This window comes from Pantoea sp. DY-15, assembly GCF_019795935.1.
GTDB lineage: Bacteria > Pseudomonadota > Gammaproteobacteria > Enterobacterales > Enterobacteriaceae > Pantoea > Pantoea leporis.
Genome location: NZ_JAIMIF010000005.1, coordinates 377,237 through 401,296, shown reverse-complemented (window position 1 = coordinate 401,296; position 24,060 = coordinate 377,237). Strand labels below are relative to the sequence as shown.

21 protein-coding genes and 1 other RNA gene are annotated in these 24,060 nt (G+C 55.4%); 6 read left to right on the top strand and 16 right to left on the bottom strand.

The features are described 5' to 3' along the window. Nucleotides 1-33: 33 nt before the first annotated feature. The 6 genes from gcvH to K5Y32_RS19575 all read right to left on the bottom strand — a co-directional run bounded on the left by gcvH (nucleotide 34) and on the right by K5Y32_RS19575 (nucleotide 6,316). Nucleotides 34-420, bottom strand: coding sequence for a glycine cleavage system protein GcvH (gene gcvH, locus K5Y32_RS19600; RefSeq protein ID WP_192236450.1), 387 nt, complete (start codon nucleotides 418-420; stop codon nucleotides 34-36). Between the two features lie 23 nt (nucleotides 421-443). Further along, nucleotides 444-1,541 (bottom strand): glycine cleavage system aminomethyltransferase GcvT, encoded by a 1,098-nt coding sequence (gene gcvT, locus K5Y32_RS19595; protein ID WP_110867992.1) that lies wholly within the window; start codon nucleotides 1,539-1,541, stop codon nucleotides 444-446. A gap of 422 nt (nucleotides 1,542-1,963) precedes the next feature. Continuing rightward, entirely contained in the window at nucleotides 1,964-3,166 is a 1,203-nt protein-coding gene (ubiI, locus tag K5Y32_RS19590; RefSeq protein ID WP_222185530.1) for an FAD-dependent 2-octaprenylphenol hydroxylase, read from the bottom strand. Between the two features lie 20 nt (nucleotides 3,167-3,186). Then, nucleotides 3,187-4,365 carry a 2-octaprenyl-6-methoxyphenyl hydroxylase gene (ubiH, locus tag K5Y32_RS19585; protein ID WP_222185529.1) on the bottom strand — a complete coding sequence of 393 codons (1,179 nt, stop codon included), beginning with the start codon at nucleotides 4,363-4,365 and terminating at the stop codon, nucleotides 3,187-3,189. Next, entirely contained in the window at nucleotides 4,362-5,684 is a 1,323-nt protein-coding gene (pepP, locus tag K5Y32_RS19580; RefSeq protein WP_222185528.1) for a Xaa-Pro aminopeptidase, read from the bottom strand. Before pepP ends, ubiH begins: the two co-directional genes overlap by 4 nt. Before the next feature lie 50 nt (nucleotides 5,685-5,734). Continuing rightward, nucleotides 5,735-6,316 carry a YecA family protein gene (locus K5Y32_RS19575; RefSeq protein ID WP_222185527.1) on the bottom strand — a complete coding sequence of 194 codons (582 nt, stop codon included), beginning with the start codon at nucleotides 6,314-6,316 and terminating at the stop codon, nucleotides 5,735-5,737. A gap of 170 nt (nucleotides 6,317-6,486) precedes the next feature. Between K5Y32_RS19575 and zapA the strand changes: the two genes are divergently transcribed. The 3 genes from zapA to K5Y32_RS19560 all read left to right on the top strand — a co-directional run bounded on the left by zapA (nucleotide 6,487) and on the right by K5Y32_RS19560 (nucleotide 7,716). Next, on the top strand, nucleotides 6,487-6,816 hold the full coding sequence (zapA, locus tag K5Y32_RS19570) for a cell division protein ZapA (protein WP_007890288.1): 330 nt from the start codon (nucleotides 6,487-6,489) through the stop codon (nucleotides 6,814-6,816). A gap of 39 nt (nucleotides 6,817-6,855) precedes the next feature. Further along, nucleotides 6,856-7,039: non-coding RNA, 6S RNA (ssrS, locus tag K5Y32_RS19565), on the top strand. Between the two features lie 80 nt (nucleotides 7,040-7,119). Then, nucleotides 7,120-7,716, top strand: coding sequence for a 5-formyltetrahydrofolate cyclo-ligase (locus K5Y32_RS19560; protein WP_222185526.1), 597 nt, complete (start codon nucleotides 7,120-7,122; stop codon nucleotides 7,714-7,716). Nucleotides 7,717-7,754: 38 nt separating this feature from the next. On the opposite strand, the gene serA is transcribed toward K5Y32_RS19560, so the two are convergent. After that, nucleotides 7,755-8,993 (bottom strand): phosphoglycerate dehydrogenase, encoded by a 1,239-nt coding sequence (gene serA, locus K5Y32_RS19555; RefSeq protein WP_222185525.1) that lies wholly within the window; start codon nucleotides 8,991-8,993, stop codon nucleotides 7,755-7,757. Between the two features lie 279 nt (nucleotides 8,994-9,272). Next, entirely contained in the window at nucleotides 9,273-9,932 is a 660-nt protein-coding gene (gene rpiA, locus K5Y32_RS19550; protein ID WP_222185524.1) for a ribose-5-phosphate isomerase RpiA, read from the bottom strand. Nucleotides 9,933-10,113: 181 nt separating this feature from the next. Between rpiA and K5Y32_RS19545 the strand changes: the two genes are divergently transcribed. Continuing rightward, the gene (locus tag K5Y32_RS19545; RefSeq protein WP_008108259.1) at nucleotides 10,114-11,019 is read left to right on the top strand and encodes a LysR family transcriptional regulator ArgP; all 906 of its coding nucleotides are present in this window, start codon (nucleotides 10,114-10,116) and stop codon (nucleotides 11,017-11,019) included. 87 nt (nucleotides 11,020-11,106) lie between these two features. Here K5Y32_RS19545 and K5Y32_RS19540 read toward each other — a convergent pair whose 3' ends face one another. Then, entirely contained in the window at nucleotides 11,107-11,835 is a 729-nt protein-coding gene (locus K5Y32_RS19540) for an oxidative stress defense protein (RefSeq protein ID WP_222185523.1), read from the bottom strand. 217 nt (nucleotides 11,836-12,052) lie between these two features. Here K5Y32_RS19540 and K5Y32_RS19535 point away from each other — a divergent pair, with 217 nt between their 5' ends. Beyond that, nucleotides 12,053-13,360, top strand: coding sequence for an MFS transporter (locus tag K5Y32_RS19535; RefSeq protein ID WP_222185522.1), 1,308 nt, complete (start codon nucleotides 12,053-12,055; stop codon nucleotides 13,358-13,360). Here K5Y32_RS19535 and K5Y32_RS19530 read toward each other — a convergent pair. After that, entirely contained in the window at nucleotides 13,347-14,045 is a 699-nt protein-coding gene (locus tag K5Y32_RS19530) for a transcriptional regulator (protein WP_101761942.1), read from the bottom strand. The genes K5Y32_RS19535 and K5Y32_RS19530 overlap by 14 nt on opposite strands. Before the next feature lie 57 nt (nucleotides 14,046-14,102). On the opposite strand from K5Y32_RS19530, the gene K5Y32_RS19525 reads away from it, so the two are divergent. Beyond that, entirely contained in the window at nucleotides 14,103-16,361 is a 2,259-nt protein-coding gene (locus tag K5Y32_RS19525; RefSeq protein ID WP_370635124.1) for an FAD-dependent oxidoreductase, read from the top strand. Here K5Y32_RS19525 and argO read toward each other — a convergent pair. From argO to tkt, 6 genes are all read right to left on the bottom strand, one after another. Continuing rightward, the gene (argO, locus tag K5Y32_RS19520) at nucleotides 16,358-16,981 is read right to left on the bottom strand and encodes an arginine exporter ArgO (RefSeq protein ID WP_222185520.1); all 624 of its coding nucleotides are present in this window, start codon (nucleotides 16,979-16,981) and stop codon (nucleotides 16,358-16,360) included. The genes K5Y32_RS19525 and argO overlap by 4 nt on opposite strands. A gap of 128 nt (nucleotides 16,982-17,109) precedes the next feature. After that, on the bottom strand, nucleotides 17,110-17,985 hold the full coding sequence (gene mscS, locus K5Y32_RS19515) for a small-conductance mechanosensitive channel MscS (RefSeq protein ID WP_222185519.1): 876 nt from the start codon (nucleotides 17,983-17,985) through the stop codon (nucleotides 17,110-17,112). 189 nt (nucleotides 17,986-18,174) lie between these two features. Then, nucleotides 18,175-19,254, bottom strand: coding sequence for a class II fructose-bisphosphate aldolase (gene fbaA, locus K5Y32_RS19510; RefSeq protein WP_222185518.1), 1,080 nt, complete (start codon nucleotides 19,252-19,254; stop codon nucleotides 18,175-18,177). Between the two features lie 104 nt (nucleotides 19,255-19,358). Beyond that, the gene (gene pgk, locus K5Y32_RS19505) at nucleotides 19,359-20,522 is read right to left on the bottom strand and encodes a phosphoglycerate kinase (protein ID WP_101761937.1); all 1,164 of its coding nucleotides are present in this window, start codon (nucleotides 20,520-20,522) and stop codon (nucleotides 19,359-19,361) included. A 51-nt stretch (nucleotides 20,523-20,573) separates the two neighbouring features. Then, nucleotides 20,574-21,593 carry an erythrose-4-phosphate dehydrogenase gene (epd, locus tag K5Y32_RS19500; RefSeq protein WP_192236435.1) on the bottom strand — a complete coding sequence of 340 codons (1,020 nt, stop codon included), beginning with the start codon at nucleotides 21,591-21,593 and terminating at the stop codon, nucleotides 20,574-20,576. A gap of 340 nt (nucleotides 21,594-21,933) precedes the next feature. Continuing rightward, nucleotides 21,934-23,925, bottom strand: a complete 1,992-nt coding sequence (gene tkt, locus K5Y32_RS19495) for a transketolase (RefSeq protein ID WP_222185517.1) — start codon at nucleotides 23,923-23,925, stop codon at nucleotides 21,934-21,936. Between the last annotated feature and the right edge of the window lie 135 nt (nucleotides 23,926-24,060).

Below are 24,060 nucleotides of genomic sequence, written 5' to 3'. Positions count from 1 at the left end.
GCGACGCAGCGCGCCACCTTCTGCCACTACCGGTTACTCGTCGATTGCGGCTTTATAGGCATCGGCATCCAGCATCGCGTCGAGTTCTGATTCGTCGCTGGCTTTGATGCGGAACAGCCAACCATCGGCGTACGGCGCGCTGTTGACCAGCTCTGGCGAATCGCCCAGATTGTCGTTCACCGCCACAATCTCACCGCTCAGTGGCGCGTAGATGTCTGAAGCCGCTTTCACCGACTCCGCAACGGCGCAGTCATCTCCGGCCGCGAAGGTGGCACCGACGTCTGGCAGATCGACAAACACCATATCGCCCAGCAGTTCCTGTGCGTGTTCGGTGATACCCACAGTGAAGGTGCCGTCGGCTTCTTTACGGACCCATTCGTGGCTATCGCGGTATTTCAATTCACTTGGCACATTGCTCATTGGCCATTTCTCCTGAAAAAAAATTACTGGGCAACCGGCTTACCGGCGCGAACAAAAATCGGTTTGGTAACTTTCACGGGCATTTCACGGTTGCGGATTTCCACAATCGCCTGCTCACCAATGCCGGCTGGCACACGCGCCAGCGCGATGCTGTAACCCAGGGTTGGTGAGAAGGAACCACTGGTAATAATACCTTGCTGCGGCTGACCTTGTTGATCGGTGAAGCGCACCGTTAACCCGTTACGCAGCACCCCTTTTTCGGTCATCACCAGGCCAACCAGCTGTTCGGTGCCGTGCTCGCGCTGCGCTTGCAGAGCATCACGGCCAATGAAATCGCGATCGGCAGGTTCCCAACTGATGGTCCAGCCCATATTGGCGGCGAGCGGCGAAACGCCCTCATCCATCTCCTGACCGTACAGGTTCATGCCCGCTTCCAGACGCAGCGTGTCACGCGCACCGAGTCCAGCCGGTTTAACGCCTGCGGCCAACAGCTGCTGCCAGAAAGCGGCGGCTTCAGTCGCTGGCATGGCAATCTCATAACCCGCTTCGCCGGTGTAGCCGGTGGTAGCGATAAACAGGTTTTCGGCCTGCACGCCAAAGAAGGGTTTCATGCCGGCAACGGCATCACGCTGAGCGGCGCTCAACAGCGTTTGTGCTTTCTGCTGCGCGTTTGGACCTTGCACCGCAATCAGCGCCAGATCGTCACGTTCGGTCAGCTCAACGCCAAACGGCTGCGCATGCTGTTTAATCCAGGCTAAATCTTTCTCTCGCGTAGCGGAGTTCACCACCAGACGGAAGAAATCTTCGCTCATAAAGTAAACAATCAAATCATCAATGACGCCAGCAGAGGCATTCAACATGCCGGTATACAGGGCTTTGCCCGGCTGGGTGAGCTTGGCGACATCGTTTGCCAGCAGATAGCGCAGGAATTCGCGGGTGCGTGCGCCGTGCAGATCGACGATGGTCATGTGGGAAACATCAAACATGCCGGCATCGTTACGCACCGCGTGATGCTCATCCATTTGCGAGCCGTAATGCAGCGGCATCATCCAACCGTGGAAGTCCACCATGCGTGCACCGCTTGCCTGATGCTGTTCGAATAGAGGCGTTTGCTGAGTCATAACCATCCTGTAAAGACAAGTGAGTGTGACGCGCCTGCGTCGCCTGATGAGGCTGACGCAAACGTTCTCTTAGTGCTGAAGTTATCACCTAATGTGGCAATTAACCATGAGGAAAACGAGGGCGAAACACTACCACCTTTCATCAAATCATCGAACAGTGCCCAGCATAAATCACTGCATTATTGTGATTAGCTTCGCACTAAATACGACTAAATTACTTTCATGCAGCAAATTGAGGGAATACACGCCACAGGATTAAGAAATGGTCCGGCATGCGCAGGGCTATGACATGAATTAATCTAATGCGAATTAAGGCGTCAAATTAGAATAAATCAAACGAGGCGCGATTGCGGTGCATCGCTGCATCATTGGGGTGCAGCAAAGAAAAACGGCGCCCAATGGGGCGCCGTTTGCTAAGATGATTAGCGTATCCATCTGGGTAGATCGTTAAGCCCCATCGCCTGTTTCAGCATCAGCGGTTTAACGCCAGGTAACGTGTCGGCGAGCTTGAGGCCAACATCACGCAGCAGCTTTTTCGCGGGATGGGTGCCAGCAAACAGCTCGCGGAAACCCTGCATCCCCGCCAGCATCATCGCCGCACTGTGCTTGCGGCTGCGCTCATAGCGACGCAGATAGAGATGCTGACCAATGTCTTTGCCTTCCTGATGCAGTCGACGAATTTCACCAATTAATTCAGCTGCATCCATAAAGCCAAGATTTACGCCCTGCCCGGCTAGCGGATGGATGGTGTGGGCGGCATCGCCGACCAGCGCCAAACGGTGCGCGGCAAAGTTACGCGCATAACGTGCCGTCAACGGGAAGGTTTTACGTTCACTCTCGACCTGACACAAGCCAAGACGCATATCAAACGCCACCGACAGCTGCTGATTAAATAGCGCTTCCGGCATCGATTGCAGGCGTGCCGCTTCCTGTGGCGCGAGCGACCAGACGATCGAGCATAAGTGTGGATCCTGCATCGGCAGGAACGCCAGAATACCGTCGCCGTGAAACACCTGACGCGCAATCGCATCATGCGGCATATCGGTGCGGATGTTCGCCACCAGCGCGTGATGCTCGTAATCCCAGAAAGTCAGCGGGATATCCGCTTTATCGCGTAGCCACGAATTCGCGCCGTCGGCCGCCACCAGCAAACGTGCGCTCATCATGCTGCCATCCTGCAACGTAATGAAGGCTTCGTTGTCGCCAAACGCCACTTGCTGCAGCTGCGCCGGGGCAAACAGCGCGATATCGCTGCTCTGACTGGCGCGCTGCCACAACGCGCTGTGAATCACTTCGTTTTCAATAATATGGCCAAGATGCGATAAACCCTGCTGCTCGTCATCAAAGCTGATTGAGCCGAAGCTGTCCTGATCCCACACTTCCATGCCGTGATAGGCGCTGGCGCGCAGCGCCAGAATGCTCGACCACACATCGAGCTTTTGCAGCAGACGTTCACTGGCAGCGTTGATGGCGGAGACGCGAATCGACGCATTGGCCGCCGGATCAAACTGTGGCTCGGGTGCTTTTTCCAGCACGGCAACGCGTAAGCCGCTGCCTTGAAGTCCGCAGGCGACGGCCAAACCCACCATGCCGCCTCCGGCAATTGCCACATCAAAAGTTTGCATTGCTGCCCCTTAATTCGTGCTTAACGCTTAACCCAGCCGAGCGTGCGCGCGGCAAGTGGATTCCGTAGCCAAGGCAGATGGTCCATCGCCACCAGCCCAAGATTTCGTCCTGCTACCAACGGCGCATAGCGGTTAGCAAACAGTCGGACTAAACCGTCAGTGACGCCAACAGTGGCGGCACGATCGGGCTGACGTCGCGCGGCAAAATGCTGTAATACCGCGAAACTGCCGGGATCTTTCTGCTGACGATATGCGCCTGCCAGCGTTTCCGCCAGCGACATCACATCACGCAGACCCAGGTTGAAGCCTTGTCCGGCGATTGGATGCAGCGTTTGCGCCGCGTTGCCCACCAGCGCCAGACGATGTGTCACCTGACGTTCAGCGGTTTGCAGCGCCAGCGGATAATGCTCGCGTTGACCGGTATGCGTGAAGCGCCCCAGACGCCAGCCGAATGCGCGCTGCAGTTCTTGCAGGAAGGTCGCATCATCCCACTGCTTAATCGTTGCTTGCGCCTCAAGCGGGTGGCACCACACCAGCGACATGCGGTTGCCGGACATCGGCAACAGCGCCAGCGGGCCGTATTCGGTAAAGCGCTCAAAGGCGCGGCAATGATGCGGCAACTGCGTCGACACGTTGGCGATAACCGCCAACTGCTGATAATCGTCGCGCTGCCAGGTGATACCGCAGGACGCGCCTAAAGGTGAACGCGAACCGTCGGCGGCCACCAGTAATGCGCCTGCCAGCTGTTCGCCGCTGTTCAACATCACCTGCACATTATCCGCCGTACGCGCTACCGAAGTTACATGATCCGGGCAGCGCAGCGTGACGCCTGACGCTTTTTGCAGGCGTTGAAACAGCCGCTGGCCGACATCAAACAGTTCAACCACCTGACCGAGCGCAGGCAACTGATGATCTTGCGCTTTAAGCGAAACGAAGCCGGTATGACCGCGATCGGAAACGTGAATATCGGTGATGGGCGTGGCGCAATCGGCCAGCGAGCGCCACAGATCGATATCCGCTAACTGCTGACAGGTGCCAGCCGCCAGGGCAATCGCGCGTCCGTCAAAGCCAGGATGTGCGCGGCTGTCGGGCTGGCTGCGCTCAATCAGGGTAACCGGCAGTTGGCCTTGCGTCAGATGTGAAATCGCCAGCGCCAGAGTCGCACCGGTCATGCCGCCGCCGGCAATCAAAATGCTCATGCGTGACGTGCCGCCGCCATCAAGGCTTCAATCGCGTCAGCGTCTTTGACTACGCTGTCGGTGAGATTTTCGTTGCCGTCGGCGGTGATAACGATGTCATCTTCGATGCGAATGCCAATGCCGCGATATTGTGGCGGTACTTTGGCATCTGGCGCGATATACAAGCCAGGCTCAACCGTCAGCACCATGCCCGGCTCAAGCACGCGGTCGCGGCTTGGCGTGCCGTAATGGCCGACATCGTGCACATCAAGCCCCAGCCAGTGACTCAAACCGTGCATGAAGAAAGGACGATGCGCCTGCTCTTCAAACAGCGTATCGATATTGCCATCCAGAATGCCGAGATCGACCAGGCCGGTAATCATAATACGCACCACCTCGTCGTTGACGTCATGGATGCTGATGCCCGGACGGAACATCGACAACGCTTTGTTGAGCGAAGCCAGCACGATGTCGTAGATGGCGCGCTGCGGCTCGCTGAAGGTGCCGTTGACCGGGAAGGTGCGGGTGATATCGCCCGCGTAGCCGTGGAATTCACAGCCTGCGTCAATCAGCACTAAGTCGCCATCGCGCATTTCCGATTCGTTTTCGGTGTAGTGCAGAATACAGCCGTTTTCGCCCGAACCGACAATGGTGTTGTACGAGGGGAAACGCGCGCCATGGCGATTGAATTCGTGATGAATTTCGCCTTCAAGCTGATATTCAAACATGCCCGGACGACAGGCTTGCATCGCTCGCGTGTGCGCCAGCGCACTGATTTTTCCGGCGCGGCGCAGAATCTCAATCTCTTCTGCGCTTTTGAACAGGCGCATGTCGTGCACCCACGGACGCCAGTCGGTAACTGTGTCGGGCGCGCTAAGGTTTTGACGGAAGCCGCGACGCAGTTTGTCCAGCGCGCTGAACACCAGCTGATCGGCTTCTGCGTATTCGCCCTGCGCGTGGTAAACCACATCCAGGCCGTTGAGCAGTTGATGCAGCTGCTCGCCGAGGTCATCCCACGGCAAAGCGCGATCGACTCCCAGTTTCTCCGGTGCGGCATCCTGGCCAAGGCGGCGACCAAACCAGATTTCGGCCGTCAGGTCTCGCACGCGATTGAACAGCACGCTGTGATTGTGCTTATCATCACTTTTGATTAAGACCAGCAGCGCCTGCGGTTCATTAAAACCGGTGAAGTACCAGAAGTCGCTGTTTTGACGAAAGCTGTATTCGGTGTCGTTGCTGCGCGTCACTTCAGGTGCAGCAAAAATTAACGCCGCACTGCCTGGCGCCATGCGGGCAATCAGCGCCTGACGACGTTGTTGAAACGTATCCAAGGTAATCATGTTTGCACTCCCTGTTGAAGACGGGCCACAACGCACCCGCATTGACGCGCTTAATGTAACGTAGGTTTCTGTACTTCTGGTGCCGTTGGCTGATGCGGACGCGTGAAGGTGTCGTGGCACAGCAGAGCGGCAACGCGCACGTACTCAATCACCTCTTCGAGTGACTGCTCCAGCTCTTCCTGATCCTCATCTTCGTCATAGCCAAGTTGTGCGATGGTGCGTAGATCGTCAATCGCTTCGCCAGTTTCGCCGGTCACTTTCTCCAGCTTCGGCTGCGTGACACCCAAACCGAGCAGGAAGTGGTTTACCCAACCGGCCAGCGCATCCGCGCGATCGAATACCGTGATGTCATCGTCTTCCGGCAACATCAGCTGGAACATAAAACCTTCGTCTTCCAGCGTGGTCGTCAAGCTTTCATGCAGCGCCTGCAGCGGCTGAGACAGGCTCTGCGAAAACGCCATGCCTTCGTTGGTGAGATCGTGAACCATGGTTTTCCAGCTGGTATCCTGATTGCCGCCGCACAGAATCCCGGAAAGGAGACCATGCATTTCGGCTGGCGTCATGCCCACGCCCTGCTGTGAAAGGGCCGCGGCCAGCGCGTTGTAACTCGGCGTTGCGTTCTGTAAAGACATAAGCTTTGGTCGTCGTTGGCAGAATAAGTTCGTGTTATGCTACCACCAGGTGCCTCTGGGTTTCCAGAAAAGGGGTTGTAACTTATAACTCGGGTATATATAGTTTCGCACCTCCCAACCCATTGACCGGTAAGGGCGATGCGATCGAAGTAATCAGTTAGGATGGTGGCATGTCTGCACAACCAGTAGATATTCAAATTTTTGGTCGTTCGTTAAGAGTGAATTGCCCGCCTGAACAGCAAGATGCGCTGAATCTGGCCGCAGAGGATCTCAATCAACGGTTGCAAGATTTAAAAGTTCGCACTAGAGTCACCAATACAGAGCAACTGGTGTTCATCGCCGCGTTAAACATCTGCCACGAGTTGGCACAAGAGAAAGGTAAGACGCGCGACTATGCAGCAAACATGGAACAACGTATCCGCATGCTGCAGCAGACCATTGAACAAGCGTTAGTAGAGCAAGGTCGCATAACTGACCGCCAGGGCCCTAATTTTGAATAAAGCTTCATGGTCCTCATGCTAGAGTGACGGTGAAGTAAATTTTCTCTGAGATGTTTGCAAGCGGGCCAGTCCCCTGAGCCGATATTTCATACCAACAGAATGTGACGCTCCACAATTTGTGCGCATGCTCGGTCCGTCCGAGAAGCCTAATAGTTGTGACGGCATGTTCACCTTGAACCAAGGGTTCAAGGGTTACAGCCTGCGGCGGCATCTCGGAGATCTCCATTTAGTAGCAAGTCTGTTTCCCCGGTTCGCATGATATAATCGCTTTTAAGAAGCGATTATTCCGGGGATTTAGATACCATGCCAGCGCCCTCCCTTCTCGACCGTCAAGACATCCGTCAGCATGTGCGCCATTTGCGCCGTAATCTCACGTCTGAGCAACAGGAACAAGCCGCCGATCAGTTGGCTGAACACGCCATCAACATTGCGCCGATCGCTAATGCCCAACGCATTGCGCTGTTTTTATCTGTCGATGGAGAGATCAACACCCGCCCGCTGATCGCCAAACTTTGGCAGCAAAAAAAGCAGGTTTACTTACCGGTGCTTCATCCCTTCTCGCCGGGCAATCTGCTGTTTATCCGTTACACGCCAGAAACGCCACTCGCGCCAAATAAACTTCGCATCCCGGAACCGCCGCTGGATATCACGCAACTGGCCACGCTGGATCAGCTGGATGTGATGCTGGTGCCGCTGGTAGCGTTTGACTATGCTGGCCAACGTTTGGGAATGGGTGGCGGATTCTACGATCGCACGCTGCAAAACTGGCAGCAGCATGGTTTTCTTCCGGTGGGCATCGCACATGATTGTCAGCGCGTAGAAGCATTGCCGGTTGCTGCCTGGGATGTGCCGCTCCCCGCGATACTGACGCCAGCGAAACTGTGGCAATGGGAAGCGTAAACAGGAAAAATAAAGGGCGCCAATGGCGCCCTGTTTAATCAGTACAGCAGACGGGCGCGGATGGTGCCCGGAATCGCCTTCATCGCCTGCAGCGCTTTATCCGCTGCATCCTGCTCAGCATCAATATCGATCACCACGTAGCCCATAATTGGCGTGGTTTGCAGATACTGCGCGGCAATGTTGATGCCCTGCTCGGCAAAAATCTGGTTAATGGCGGTCAGCACACCCGGACGGTTTTCATGGATGTGCAGCAGACGGCTAGCACTTGCCGCATGCATCGGCAGTGAAACTTCCGGGAAGTTAACCGCAGACAGCGTAGAACCGTTGTCGGAGTATTTCGCCAGCTTGCCAGCCACTTCGATACCGATGTTTTCCTGCGCTTCCTGCGTTGAACCACCAATGTGCGGCGTCAGGATCACGTTATCGAACTCGCACAGCGGTGAGTTAAACGGATCGCTGTTAGTAGCAGGCTCGACCGGGAAGACGTCGATAGCGGCACCGGACAGATGTTTATTCGCCAGGGCATCACACAGCGCCGGAATATCGATCACGGTACCGCGCGCGGCGTTGATCAGCAGCGCGCCTGGCTTCATTAACGCCAGCTCTTCGGCACCAATCATGTTCTGAGTGGATTGCGTTTCAGGAACGTGCAGACTCACTACGTCGCTCATGTTGAGCAGCTCGGAGAGATGACGCACCTGAGTGGCGTTACCCAGCGGCAGCTTGCTTTCGATATCGTAGAAGAACACATGCATACCGAGGCTCTCTGCCAGCACACCCAGCTGCATGCCGATGTGGCCGTAACCGATGATGCCCAGTTTCTTGCCGCGTGCTTCAAACGAACCGTTGGCGACTTTATTCCAGATGCCACGGTGCGCTTTGGCGTTGGCTTCCGGAATGCCACGCAGCATTAGCAGCATTTCGCCAATCACCAGCTCTGCAACAGAACGGGTGTTGGAGAACGGCGCGTTGAACACCGGCACACCGCGTTTCGCCGCTGCAGCGAGATCAACCTGGTTGGTACCGATACAGAAGCAGCCGACTGCTACCAGCTTTTCAGCGGCAGCAAAGATCTCTTCAGTCAGTTGGGTACGGGAACGGATACCAATGAAGTGCGCATCGCGGATGGAGGATTTCAGCGACTCCGCATCCAGCGCCCCTTTGTGAAACTCGATGTTGGTGTAGCCTGCTGCACGCAGGTTTTCCAGCGCACTCTGGTGAACGCCTTCCACCAGCAGGAACTTAATCTTGTCTTTTTCCAGTGATACCTTTGCCATTTCCCGACCCTATTCAGAATTCAATGAGGACTACCATAAGGTAGCCTTCTGTCAAAATATCAAAAATTTCGTGCGCAGCAATACAAACGATTGCCTGGGAGCCAGCACGCGCCCACGCGGAGACAGCACAATGCCGTACAAAATCGTGACATCCTTAATAGACGAAGTACGAACTTACTGCTGATGAATCTTTTGTGACATAAGTCACCAAATTTCAGCCTGGTGAGAAAAGATGTTTTGCGGATGGAAATAACCGGCGCACCACGCGCGCCGGACAGATCATTTTACGATGGTTTTCACGCCTTCTGCGGTACCTATCAGTGCGACATCGGCACCACGTCCCGCAAACAGGCCAACGGTCACCACGCCCGGCAGCGCATTGATGGTTTTTTCCAGCTCGATGGGATCGAGAATACGCAGATTATGCACGTCGAGAATAATGTTGCCGTTGTCGGTAATGACGTTCTGGCGATACTCCGGCAAGCCGCCGAGTTTGACCAGTTCACGCGCCACATACGAACGCGCCATCGGAATCACTTCAACCGGCAGCGGGAAATGGCCCAGCACATCAACTTCTTTCGATGCATCGGCAATACAGATGAATTTCTTCGCCACCGCTGCAACGATTTTCTCACGCGTCAGCGCTGCGCCACCGCCTTTGATCATCTGCATCTGCGGATTGATTTCATCGGCGCCATCTACATAAACCGACAGCTCATCAATTTCGTTGAGATCGAAGACGTGAATGCCCAACGCTTTCAGTTTCTCCGTCGAGGCTTCCGAACTGGAAACCGCGCCTTCAATCTGATTCTTCATGGTGCCGAGTGCATCAATGAAATGCGCTGCCGTTGAGCCCGTACCTACACCGACAATGGTGCCGGGCTCTACGTACTGCAGGGCTGCCCAACCTACCGCTTTTTTCAGTTCATCCTGGGTCATGGTATGTTTAAAACCTGTGCGACATCGAAGTGCGCGTAGTATAAAACAAGGCGCTGTAAAAAAGCGCGACTGTTAGACAGCCGATTTAACGCTTTGGAAGCCAGCCCGCAAAAATGCGCCGCAGCACAATTTGACAGTTTTATGGCATAGTAACGTCCACCCTGAACGAGAGAGAACAACAATGAAACGCCCGGATTATCGAACGCTTCAGGCGCTGGATGCTGTGATTCGCGAGCGCGGCTTTGAGCGTGCGGCACAAAAACTCTGCATCACCCAATCGGCGGTTTCGCAGCGTATTAAACAGCTGGAAAATTTATTTGGTCAGCCGCTGCTGGTGCGCACCGTGCCGCCGCGTCCGACCGAGCAGGGACAAAAATTACTGGCGTTGTTGCATCAGGTTGAGCTGCTGGAAGAGGAATGGCTGGGTGATGATAACGGTGGAACCACTCCGCTGTTGCTGTCGCTGGCTGTCAACGCCGACAGTCTGGCAACCTGGCTGCTACCCGCGCTGAAAGACGTGCTGGCCGATTCGCCAGTGCGCCTGAATTTGCAGGTGGAAGATGAAACCCGCACTCAGGAACGTCTGCGTCGCGGTGAAGTGGTCGGCGCGGTGAGTATTCAGCCGCAGCCGCTGCCGAGCTGTCTGGTGGATCAACTGGGCGCGCTCGATTATCTGTTCTGCGCATCACCTGATTTTGCTGCACGCTATTTCCCGAACGGCGTGACGCGCTCTGCGCTGCTGAAAGCGCCGGCGGTGGCGTTTGACCATCTGGATGATATGCATCAGGCGTTTTTACAGCAGAACTTTGACCTGTCGCCGGGCAGCGTGCCCTGCCACATCGTCAACTCGTCAGAAGCCTTTGTGCAGCTGGCGCGTCAGGGTTCGGTGTGCTGTATGATTCCGCATCTGCAGATTGAGCGCGAGTTGGCGCAAGGTGAACTGGTGGATTTGACGCCAGGCCTGTATCAGCGTCGTATGCTGTACTGGCACCGCTTTGCGCCTGAAAGTCGTTTGATGCGCAGCGTCACCGACGCGCTAATTGCGCACGGACATCGTGTGCTGCGTCAGGATGTGTTGCCCGTTTAAGCAATGCGTTGCATATGATTGCAGGTGCGCATCAATGCGCACCCAATAACCGTAGGGTCGCCATTCATGGCGACCTGAATTAAAGTTTTACGGCGTATTCGGTTTGATTTCGAATACCACATCCACCTGATCGTCAAAGTGAATGCTCTGCTGCTCGTAAGTTTGCTGCGCGGTGGTATCAGCAGGTGCAGCGGCGGCTTTATACATGCGCGCCATCGGCATCGGTTGATAGTTCGCAACGTGATAGCGGATGCTGTAAACCGAGCCTAGCTTAGCGTTAAATCCTTCTGCCAGTGCGTTAGCCTGTTGCGTAGCATTAGCGATTGCCACTTTACGCGCCTTCTCTTTATAGCTGTCCGGATTCGCCACACCTAACTCGACCGAACGAATTTCATTCAGGCCAGATTTTAATGCGCCATCCAACAGCTCGTTGAGTTTGTCCAGCTGGCGCAGCGTCACCTGTACCTGACGCTCGGCACGATAGCCTTTCAGTACCGATTTGCCATCTTTGGTGTAATCGTATTCCGGCTGCGTGCTGAGGTTTGCCGCATCAATATCTTTTTTCTCGATGCCGTTCTTTTGCAGGAAATCGAAATATTGCGCCACGCGGTCATCAGCTTGTTTCTTCGCTTTTGCCGCGTCTTTCGACGAAACATTCACCACAATAGCGAGCGTCGCGAGATCTGGCGTGGCATCAACGCTTGCCTGTCCAGAAGTCACCACATGCGGTCCATTCGGCAATTCGCCTGCCTGAACTAAACCGGAAAGTGCGCCCGTGCTCATTACGGCGGCTAGCACCAGTGCTTTCAGTTTCACGAAAGTCCTCCTTGAGAGATTCAATTTGCAGGTCGCCATTATGGCTAAACCTAAAACACATTAACATGTGTGCTTATCTGATTAGTAAACGGCTCAAAAGTTCGAGCAATCTCCTTTTAAACGTAGCCGCGATCGCAAATTTAGCGGTACAGATTCGCCAAAAAAACACTTAAACGTTTCTATTAAAGAAACACCTCTGAGTTCGGGAGAGTTGCCAATGACAGAACAGCCGCTTAGCCAAACTGCCGTTAGCGTTCGCGCGGGACGCACGCGCTTTCTGATGCTCGGTCTGGTGTTTATTAACATCATTATCAACTACATGGATCGTACTAACTTGTCGGTTGCTGCTACAGCAATGGCCGGTGAACTGCGCTTCACTCCGATGGAAATGGGATTGATCTTCTCTGCTTTCGGCTGGATCTACGCTGCGCTGCAAATCCCCGGCGGCTTCCTCATCGATCGCCTGGGTGCGCGCGTGGTCTATGGCATCGGTTTGTTTGCCTGGTCGCTGATCACCGCGCTGCATGCGCTTGCCAACAGCTTTGGCGCGCTGTTTGGTCTGCGGCTCGGCGTCGGCGCCTTTGAAGCGCCAGTGATGCCCTCCAACAATCGGGTGATCTCCAGTTGGTTTCCGGAGCAAGAGCGCGCCAGTGCAATTGGTATTTACTCCTCAGCGCAGTTTGTCGGTCTGGCCTGCATGACGCCGCTACTGTTTCATCTGCAGGATGCATTTGGCTGGCGCGGACTGTTTCTGATTACCGGAGTCGCGGGGATGATTTGGGCGCTGGTGTGGTATTGGCTCTACCGCGAGCCGAATCAACATCAAGGCGTGTCGCAAGCTGAGCTCAGCTATCTTCGCGACAACGGTGCGCTGCTGGAGAGTCGACAAAATACACAGCAACCTAAAGCGCGCTGGCGCGATTTGGCGCAGATGTTCCGCAGTCGCAAATTGGTCGGCATCTATATTGGCCAGTTCACCATTTCCGCCACCTTCTGGTTCTTCCTCACCTGGTTCCCAACTTATCTGGTGGAGTATCGCCACATGGGCTTCATCAGAAGCGGTTATGTGGCTTCGGTGCCCTACTTCGCCGCCTTTTGCGGCGTGCTGCTGGCCGGATTTGCCTCGGATCGCATGATACGTCGTGGCGTCTCCGCCAGCGTGGCGCGCAAACTGCCGGTGATCCTCGGCCTGTTCCTGACGCTGTTTATCCTTGGTGCCAATTACACCGACGATTCCACGCTGATTATCCTGTTTATGTCGCTGGCGTTCTTCGGCAACGGCCTGGCGACCATTACGTGGGTGTTTGTCACGGCGCTGGCACCGCGCCACTTGATTGGTCTGGCGGGCGGCGTATTTAACTTTACCGGTGCGCTGTCATCCATCGTGGTGCCGATTGCCATTGGTGCGTTAATCGACGGCGATAACTTCGCGCCAGCCCTGGCATTTATCGCCGTGCTGGCCGCGATTGGCATCTGCAGTTACCTGTTTATTGTCGGGAAAATCGATCATGTTAGCGCGGGGTGAACACGGTTTGCGCCAGCGATTGCAACTGTTGCAGGCGCTGCGCGAGGTGCGCCTCATCGTCCTGCCAGATTTTGGCGAACGCCAATGCCGCGCGATTGTGATCAATCGGCTGCGCCATGCTGATTTCGCCATCATCGCGATGCCAGATCAGGTAACCCTCAGCACGCTTACGCGCCAGCAGCGGCGCGATTTGCAGCCACTGTTCTTCGCTAAAACGCGGGCGCAGCGCCTCGTCACTTTCCGCCGCCAGCAACGACACGCCAATCACCGATTGCCACGCGGGCAGCATACGGAAACCGGCCAGCGCCTGGCTGGCGTTGATGCGTTCACCGGGTTCCGAGTGCCAGATATAGATCACCTGATCCTCCCACAGCACGCCCAGCGCCACCACGATATCGCGCGGCGCGTGGCGTTCCAGCTGCGGCAACGCCTGCGCGAACAGCGAAGATCCGCGAATCGCCTGTGCCGCCAGCGCGTGAATACCGGGGCCAGGCAGATAGCGTCGATGCTCATCCTGCGTCGTCAGTCCAATCGACGCCATGGTCATCAGCAGTCGATTCACACGCGTGCTGTTCATCCCCATCTGGCGCGCCAGTTCACGGCAACCCACGGCCTTGTCACTGGACACCAGATATTGCAGACAGCGAATACCGTCAATCAGGCTTTGGTTCGGTTGAGAAGACATAGATCACCTGCGGCGGGCAAACTCCAATCTTAGCCTTAGAGTCAGAGGAATGAAATGATGCAGACTTTCTCTACGCAAAATGAGCGCCACTTTCCGCAACAACGACTACAAGCGGAGTTACTGATCGTCGGCGGTGGACTGGCGGGCGTGTGTGCCGCGCTGGCCGCCGCACGCGATGGCCTTGATGTGGTGCTGATTCAGGATCGCCCGGTGCTGGGCGGCAACGCCTCCAGCGAAGTGCGCTTGTGGGCCAACGGTGCGACCTCACACATGGGCAATAACAATCGCTGGGCGCGCGAAGGCGGCATCATGGGCGAGATCATGGAGGAGAACCTGTGGCGCAATAAAGAGGGCAATCCGGTACTGTTCGATATGGTGCTGCTGGACATCGTACAGGCGCAGCCCGGCCTGACTTTGCTGCTCAATACGGTGGTGACCGATATCGAAAAATCTGGCCGCCGTTTGCTGTCAGTGCAGGCGTTTAACGCCATTAATCAAACGCGTTATCGGGTTTCGGCTACACAATTTATCGATGCCAGCGGCGATGGCGTATTGGGCTATCTGGCCGGTGCGGCGCATCGCGTGGGCGCGGAATCGGTGGAGGAGTTTGGCGAGAAGATGGCGCCGGGCGAGAATTTCGGCCACAAGCTCGGTCATTCCATTTACTTCTACACCAAGCGCACGGCACAACCGATACGCTTCGTTGCGCCCTCTTTCGCACTGAAAGAGATCACCGCCATTCCGCGCTATAAACGGCTGAGTTCAGAGCTGAACGGCTGCGATTTATGGTGGCTGGAATGGGGCGGACGGCTCGATACCGTGCATGAGAGCGAAACCATCAAGTGGGAACTGTGGAAAATTGTCTGGGGCGTGTGGGATTACATTAAAAACTCCGGGGAATTTCCCGATGCCGATAACCTCACCATCGAATGGGTGGGCCTGATTCCCGGCAAGCGCGAGAGCCGGCGTTTTCTCGGCGAGACGATGCTGTGCCAACAGGACATCATCGAACAACGCGACCACTATGATGCAGTAGCGTATGGTGGCTGGTCGATTGATCTGCATCCGGCCGACGGCGTCTACAGCGAACACGATGGCTGTCGTCAGTTCCACAGCAAAGGGACTTACACCATTCCCTTCCGCGCGCTCTACAGCCAGTCGCTGGACAATCTGCTGCTCACCGGCCGACTGATCTCCGCTACGCACGTCGCCTTTGGCAGCGCACGCGTCATGTGCACCTGCGGCGTGCTGGGCGAAGTGGTGGGCCGCGCGGCGGCGCTGTGCCAGCAACAGCAGATCACGCCCGCCGAACTGGCGCAGCCTGAGCGCGTTGGGCAGCTGCAGCAGCATCTGCTGCGTCAGGGTGCGTTTATTCCTCGACATCCGTTGGCCAACCCAGCGCGCGATGCGCATGTCATGGTGAGCAGCACCTTACAGTTGTGCGCCCTGCCTGCCGATGCCGGTTGGCAGCCGCTGAAATCCCGCTGTGCGTTACTGCTGCCGCTCAAAGCGGGCGAACGTTTGCCGCCAATCAGCGTGCAGCTGCGCGCCGCCAACACGCAGAAATTACAGGCATCGCTGCTCACCAGCGCTAATCCGGCGAATACCTGCGGCGATTGTCATCTGGCCACGCAAAGCATCACGGTTACTGAACAAGGCACTTATCGACTGAACTTTGATTATCGCGCCGAATGTGATCGCTATCTGTTTATCGCCTTTGAGGAGAACGCTGCGATTGAGGTTGCATTAACCAGCCAGCGTTTGCCGGGCGTGATGATGGTGTTCAACAGTCTGAATACGCGCGTGGCGAAACGCACACGTCAGATTAACGATGGAGATTATGGCGTTGATGAGTTTGATTTCTGGCTGCCGCGCCGGGCTCCACAGCAAATCCTGCTGGCCTTTGCTCTGGAAAAGCCGCTGCAGCTTTGGCATCGCGATTATCTGCTCAACGGCAAGCTGCGCCCGGAACAGCACACCAATTGCTGGGTGCCGGCGCAGGATGACACGCATCCCAACGTCAGCTGGCATTGGAATGAACCGCAGCAGGCGAAATACATTACCTTGCTGTTTGACAACGACTTCGACCATGCGATGGAAACGGTGCAAATGGGCCACGCACAGGCTGTGACGCCGCACTGCACCACACATTATCGCGTATGGCTGGATGAGATGCTTTTGGCAGACGTGACGGAAAATCATCACTCGCTGTGCCATCACATGCTGCCAGAAGGCGTGAGTTTTAGTCAGATTCGGCTGGAGTTGCTCGCCAGTGCGGGCGCGCTGCCCGCACTGTACGGACTACATCTGCATTAGAGAGCAGCAATGCCCTGACGCGCCAGCTGAATGGCGATAAACCACATCACGCCGCCGACCAGCAAATTGATAATGCGCTGCGCCCGCACGGTGCGCAGCCGCAGCGACAGCCACGCGGCCAATAGCGCCAGGCCGAAGAACCAGATGATTGACGCACTCACGGTGCCAAACGCAAACCAGCGACGCGCGTCTTCAGAGGGAAGCTGGCTACCGAGGCTGCCGAGCACCACAAAGGTGTCGAGATAGACATGCGGATTGAGCCAGGTGACCGCCAGAATGGTGGCGATGATACGCCAGCGCCCTTGCTTTATCTCCGCATCGGAAGCCAGCGACACATCACCTTGCCATGCACTGCGCAGCGCGCCCCAACCGTACCACAGCAAAAACGCCACGCCCGCCCAAGTGATCAGCATCAGTAAGAGAGGCGATTGATTCAGCAACGCGTTGCCGCCAAAAATCCCACCACAGATCAATGCGATATCGCTGATGGTACACAGCGATGCGGTCATCAGATGGTAATGGCGCTTAATGCCCTGATTCATCACGAAAGCATTTTGTGGGCCTAGCGGCAAAATCAGCGCAGCACCAAGGGCAAGCCCTTGTAAATAAACAGATAACACGGAAATAACCTTAATAACTGGGGAGATGCGATGCAGTATAGTGACGCGAAGATATTAGAGGAAATTGAAATATTTAATAGGCTATTAGAATGAGTAATAAAAAAGGCACCCGCAGGTGCCCTTCTCTATTATTCGCTGCGTGCAGGCTGTTGTTGCTCGCTCTTCACCTGATGCAGATGCACATCCATCTGCGGGTAAGGAATGCCGATGCCGTTCGCGTCCAGCGTACGTTTGAAGTTCTTCATCAGATCCCAATAGACGTTTTGCAGATCGCTGCTTTTACTCCAGCAACGCACCACAAAGTTGAGCGATGAAGCCGCCAGTTCATTTAGGCCGATCTGTACGCCGAGGTCTTGCAGTACGCGCTCGTCCGCATCAACCACTTCACGCAACAGGCTAATAACCTGATCGACATCCGCATCGTAAGCCACACCGATAATGAACTCGTTGCGACGAATCGGTTCGCGCGAATAGTTGACGATGTTGCCAGCGATGATCTTACCGTTTGGCACCACCACGATTTTGCCATCGGCGCTTTTCAGCGTGGTGGAGAAAATCTGCACGTTCTGCACGGTACCCATCACGCCGCCGAGATCGACAAACTCACCGGTTTTGAACGGACGGAAGGTCACCAACAGCACGCCCGCCGCGAGATTCGACAGCGAACCCTGCAAGGCCAAACCCACCGCCAAACCGGCAGCACCCAGCACGGCAATCACCGAGGCAGTTTGTACGCCAACGCGTCCCAGTGCAGCGATGACGGTAAAAGCGATAATTCCGTAGCGCACCATTGCAGAAAGGAAATCTGCCACAGTCGCATCAATATGACGCGCCAGCAGAACGCGGTTAATCGCATTGGAGACGATGCGCGCAATGAACATACCAATGATGATGGTAATGATCGCCGCCACAATATTGACCGCATAGCTCAGGATCAACGCCTGATTACGTACCAGCCATCCACCCGCACTATTTATGCCGTCGACGACGTTTAAGTCTTCCATTTGTTAGCCCTGTAGTTAAGTTTCCCGCAGGAAATTGCCAAAAACTGCCAGATTGACTCCGACACTCCGAATACAAGGGTAAACAAAAATAAGGCGAAGCGCCAAAAATGGCCTGAATTCGTGGGATTTTCTGGATGAGACGCATAAAAAAAGGCCCTTGCGGGCCCTTTTTTGTACTGTACGGAAAAATTACAGTACGTCGACAGCGTTAAGCTCTTTGAAAGCCTGCTCCAGGCGAACAACCATTGAAGCCTGAGCAGAACGCAGCCACACGCGTGGATCGTAATATTTCTTATTCGGGCTATCTGAACCATTTGGGTTACCCAGCTGGCCTTGCAGATAGTCTTCGTTCTTTTTGTAGTACTGCAGAATACCGTCCCACGTTGCCCATTGGGTGTCGGTATCGATGTTCATCTTGATCACGCCGTAGCCGATAGACTCTTCGATTTCTGCAGCAGAAGAACCTGAACCACCGTGGAACACGAAGTCCAGCGCGTTGTGCGGCAGATTGTGTTTCTTGGTCACGTATTCCTGAGAATCACGCAGGATGGTCGGCGTCAGTTTCACGTTGCCTGGCTTGTACACGCCGTGCACGTTGCCGAATGAAGCAGCGATGGTGAAACGTGGGCTGATTTTGCTCAGCTCGGTGTAAGCGTAATCAACATCTTCTGGCTGAGTGTACAGCGCAGAAGCGTCCATGTGGCTGTTGTCCACGCCGTCTTCTTCGCCACCGGTACAACCCAGTTCGATTTCCAGGGTCATATCCAGTTTGGCCATGCGCGCCAGATACTTAGAAGAGATCTCGATGTTCTCTTCCAGTGACTCTTCAGACAGGTCGATCATGTGAGAAGAGAACAGCGGCTTACCGGTTTTCTTGAAGTGCTCTTCACCCGCGTCCAGCAGACCGTCGATCCATGGCAGCAGTTTCTTGGCGCAGTGGTCGGTATGCAGGATTACTGGCACACCGTACTGTTCAGCCATCAGATGCACATGGTATGCACCCGCGATAGCGCCGAAGATAGCCGCGCCCTGCGGCTTGTCGGTTTTGAAACCTTTACCGGCGATGAAGGCAGCACCACCATTGGAGAACTGAACGATGACCGGCGCTTTCACTTTGGCCGCAGCTTCCAATACCGCGTTAATAGAATCCGTGCCGACGCAGTTAACTGCTGGCAGAGCGAATTTGTTCTCTTTCGCTACCTGGAAAATTTTCTGAACGTCGTCACCAGTGACAACGCCGGGTTTTACGAAATCAAAAATTTTAGACATGTTTGTGTCCCGTTTCGTTACCGTTCATCCCCGAAGGGATTGCGATTTGTGTGCCCCATAAAGGGCTAGCCTTCAGGCGACGCCCAAGCGTCGCCCCCAAAGAGTTACTGCTTCGCGCGCTCTTCCAGCATAGCAACTGCTGGCAGTTTTTTACCTTCCACGAACTCGAGGAATGCGCCGCCGCCGGTAGAGATGTAAGAGATCTTATCTTCGATACCGAACAGATCGATTGCAGCCAGCGTATCGCCGCCGCCTGCCACTGAGAATGCATCGCTATCGGCGATTGCATTTGCCACGATTTCGGTACCTTTACGGAAGTTCGGGAACTCGAACACGCCAACCGGACCGTTCCACAGAATGGTTTTCGCGCCTTTCAGAATCGCGGCCATCGCCTGTGCGGTTTCGTCGCCGAAGTCCATAATCTCTTCGTTATCCGCCACTTCGGAAACCTTTTTCACGGTTGCCGGGGCAGTTTCAGAGAATTCCGTGCCTACGCGAGAATCAGTAGGAACCGGGATACCAAACTGATCACGCAGACCTTTTGCTGCTTCGACGAAGTCTGGCTCGTACAGTGATTTACCGACGTTGTTATCGATAGCCACGAAGGTATTCGCGATACCGCCGCCGACAATCACGGTGTCAGCAATCTTCACCAGCGACTGCAGCACATCAAATTTGGTCGACACTTTAGAACCGCCAACCACAGCAACCAGCGGACGCTCTGGATTACTCATCACTTTGCCCAGCGCTTCCAGCTCAGCTGACAGCAGCGGACCGGCACATGCGATTGGGGCAAATTTGCCCACGCCGTGGGTAGAAGCCTGTGCGCGGTGCGCGGTACCGAAGGCATCCATCACGAACACGTCGCACAGTGCGGCATATTTCTTCGACAGCCCTTCTTCGTCTTTTTTCTCACCTTTATTAAAGCGCACGTTTTCCAGCACAACCAATTCGCCCGCGCCGACTTCAACGCCGTCGAGGTAATCTTTTGCCAGGGTAACGTTGGTGCCGTTCAGTTTATCTTTCAGGTAGTTAACAACCGGCAGCAGGGAAAACTCTTCGTTGTATTCACCTTCGGTCGGACGACCCAGGTGAGAGGTAACCATCACTTTCGCGCCCTGTTTCAACGCCGCTTCGATGGTAGGCAGAGAAGCACGAATACGTGCATCTGACGTCACTTTCCCTTCTTTCACTGGCACGTTGAGATCGGCACGGATCAGAACGCGTTTACCAGCAAGATCCAGATCGGTCATCTTAATTACAGACATGGTGAACCCTCTCGTTGATTCTCATAAGTTTTGCCAGACGCAGTCCGCGTCTTACCTGAAACCGCTTGCGGCCATTGCTAACGTGGTGTCGATCATGCGGTTAGCAAAGCCCCATTCGTTGTCACACCAAACCAGCGTTTTGATAAGGTGATGACCACTGACCCGCGTTTGCGTGCCATCGACTATGGCACTGTGCGGATCATGGTTAAAATCTACTGAGACTAACGGTAATTCCGTATAGTCAACTATACCACGAAACGCCCCTTCTGACGCGTTTTGCAGCAACGCGTTGACCTCACACGCCTTCACCGCTTCGCGCACCGACACGCTCAGATCAATGGCTGTCACGTTGATGGTGGGCACGCGCACGGCAATCGCCTCAAAGCGATCGTTAAATTTCGGAAAAATACGGGTAATGCCAGCAGCGAGACGCGTATCTACCGGAATGATCGATTGGCTGGCGGCGCGGGTACGACGCAGATCGCTGTGATAGGCGTCGATCACCTGCTGATCGTGCATTGCCGAGTGAATGGTGGTCACGGTGCCCGACTCAATGCCAAAGGCGTCATCCAGCAACTTGATCACCGGAATAATGCAGTTGGTGGTGCAGGATGCGTTGGAGACAATGCGGTCAGTTTGTTTAAGAGCTTGTTCGTTAACACCGAACACGACTGTGGCATCGAGATCGTTGCCGCCCGGATGCGAGAACAACACTTTTTTCGCACCCGCCGCCAAATGGGCTTCGCCATCAGCGCGGCTACCGTACACCCCGGTACAATCCAGCACGATATCCACATTCAGTTCGCGCCACGGCAGCGCATCAATTTCAGCCTGATGCAGGATGCGAATGGTGTCGTCGCCAACAAACAGTTGATCGCGCTCCTGGCGCACATCAAAGGCAAAACGACCGTGGCTGGTGTCGTACTTCAGCAGATGCGCCATACCGGCGGCGTCTGCCAACTCATTAATGGCGACCACGGTGATCTCAGCCCGGCGACCGGTTTCATACAGGGCACGCAACACATTACGCCCGATACGACCAAAACCATTTATTGCTACGCGAACGGTCATCTCTACCTTCAACCACACCCGAAAAAACGTGCCGATTAGCCTGAGCGTTTCACACCGGTTTGTACAGGGAATTATTGCTTACCCACATGAGTGAGATGCACGATTTTATTCACGACTGAAACGGTTCAGCTAGAGTAATGCAAGAGAGGAATAACGGGAATGATTGCGATCAAGTGAGTGGCTGAATATTGGATCTACGTCACAAATTTTGCACTGATGAATTATTACTTCAGGAATAATTGAACCGTTTCAGGTTGGAGGCAGTGAAACAATAAGGGTGCCCCAGTTGGGGCACCCTTTATACCCACTCTGTAGGGTCGCCATTAATGGCGACCTCAAATCACAAAATCGATTTCGCCGTGTTTACCACGTTCTCAACGGTGAAGCCGAACTCTTTGAAAAGCTGATCCGCAGGCGCTGACTCACCGAAGCTGGTCATGCCGACGATCGCGCCGTTCAGGCCGGTGTATTTGAACCAGTAATCCGCGATACCCGCTTCAATCGCCACGCGTGCGGCAACCGCTTTTGGCAGCACGGATTCACGGTACGCCGCGTCCTGCTTGTCGAAGGCGTCGGTGGATGGCATAGACACCACGCGCACCTTGCGGCCTTCCGCCGTCAGCTGATCAAACGCCGCTACCGCCAGTTCCACTTCTGAACCGGTGGCGATCAGGATCAGCTCTGGCGTACCTTCGCTGTCCTTCAGCACGTAACCGCCGCGCGCCACGTTAGCCAGCTGCTCAGCGCTACGATCCTGCTGCGCCAGGTTCTGACGCGAGAAGATCAGCGCCGACGGGCCGTCCACGCGTTCAATCGCGTACTTCCACGCCACCGCTGACTCAACCTGGTCGCACGGGCGCCACAGGCTCATGTTTGGCGTCACGCGCAGGCTGGCCATCTGCTCAACCGGCTGGTGCGTCGGGCCATCTTCGCCCAGACCAATCGAGTCGTGGGTGTACACCATGATCTGACGGATCTTCATCAGCGCGGCCATACGTGCGGCGTTGCGCGCGTACTCGACGAACATCAGGAAGGTGGCGGTGTACGGCAGGAAGCCGCCGTGCAGTGCGATACCGTTGGCGATCGCGGTCATACCGAACTCGCGCACGCCGTAATGGATGTAGTTGCCCGCCGCATCTTCATTGATCGGCTTCGAGCCGGACCACATGGTGAGGTTGCTCGGCGCGAGGTCAGCGGAGCCGCCCAGATATTCCGGCAGGATTTTGCCAAAGGCTTCGATGGCGTTCTGCGAGGCTTTACGGCTGGCAATTTTCGCCGGACTGGCCTGCAGCTGCTCGATGAACTTCTGCGACTCGCTGGCCCAGTTCGCCGGCAGCTCATTGTTGACGCGACGTTTGAACTCGGCAGCCAGCTCCGGATGCGCGGCGGCGTAGGCGGCAAACTTCTGGTCCCACGCGGACTCCTTCGCCTGGCCGGCTTCTTTGGCATCCCACTGCGCGTAGATGTCTGAAGGGATTTCAAACGGACCGTGGTTCCAGCCGAGCTGCTTGCGGGTCAGCGCGATTTCATCGGCACCCAGCGGCGCGCCGTGCGAGTCGTGCGTACCGGCTTTATTCGGCGAACCGAAGCCAATCACGGTTTTGCACATCAGCAGCGAAGGCTTGTCGGAAACCGCTTTGGCCTCTTCCACCGCTTTTTTAATCGCGTCCGCATCGTGACCGTCCACGCCGCGCACCACGTGCCAGCCGTAGGCTTCAAAACGTTTGGCGGTGTCGTCGGTGAACCAGCCGTCAACGTGACCGTCGATGGAGATGCCGTTGTCATCGTAGAAGGCAACCAGTTTGCCCAGCTTCAGGGTACCGGCGATGGAGCAGACTTCGTGTGAGATGCCTTCCATCATGCAGCCGTCGCCCATAAACACATAGGTGTTATGGTCTACGATGTCATGACCCGGACGGTTGAACTGCGCTGCCAGCGTGCGCTCGGCAATGGCAAAACCCACTGCGTTAGCGATGCCCTGACCCAGCGGGCCGGTGGTGGTTTCAACGCCTGCGGTGTAGCCGTATTCCGGGTGGCCTGGAGTTTTAGAGTGCAGCTGACGGAAGTTATGCAGCTCGCTCATTGGCAGATCATAGCCAGTGAGGTGCAGCAGGCTGTAAATCAGCATTGAGCCGTGACCGTTCGACAGCACAAAGCGGTCGCGGTCTGCCCACAGCGGGTTAGTAGGGTTATGGTTCAGGAAGTCACGCCACAGCACTTCGGCAATGTCCGCCATGCCCATTGGGGCACCCGGATGTCCCGAATTGGCTTTCTGTACTGCATCCATACTTAACGCGCGAATGGCGTTGGCAAGCTCTTTACGAGAGGGCATCTTCTACTCCAGGTCGGATTAATGCTCCGCCACGCTTAACTTATTGTAATTAATCAGTTATAAGGCGAAGCGAGAAAAAAGTCGCACATCAATGTACATGAAAATCAGGACAAAAGTACATGCATCTGGGTGCTA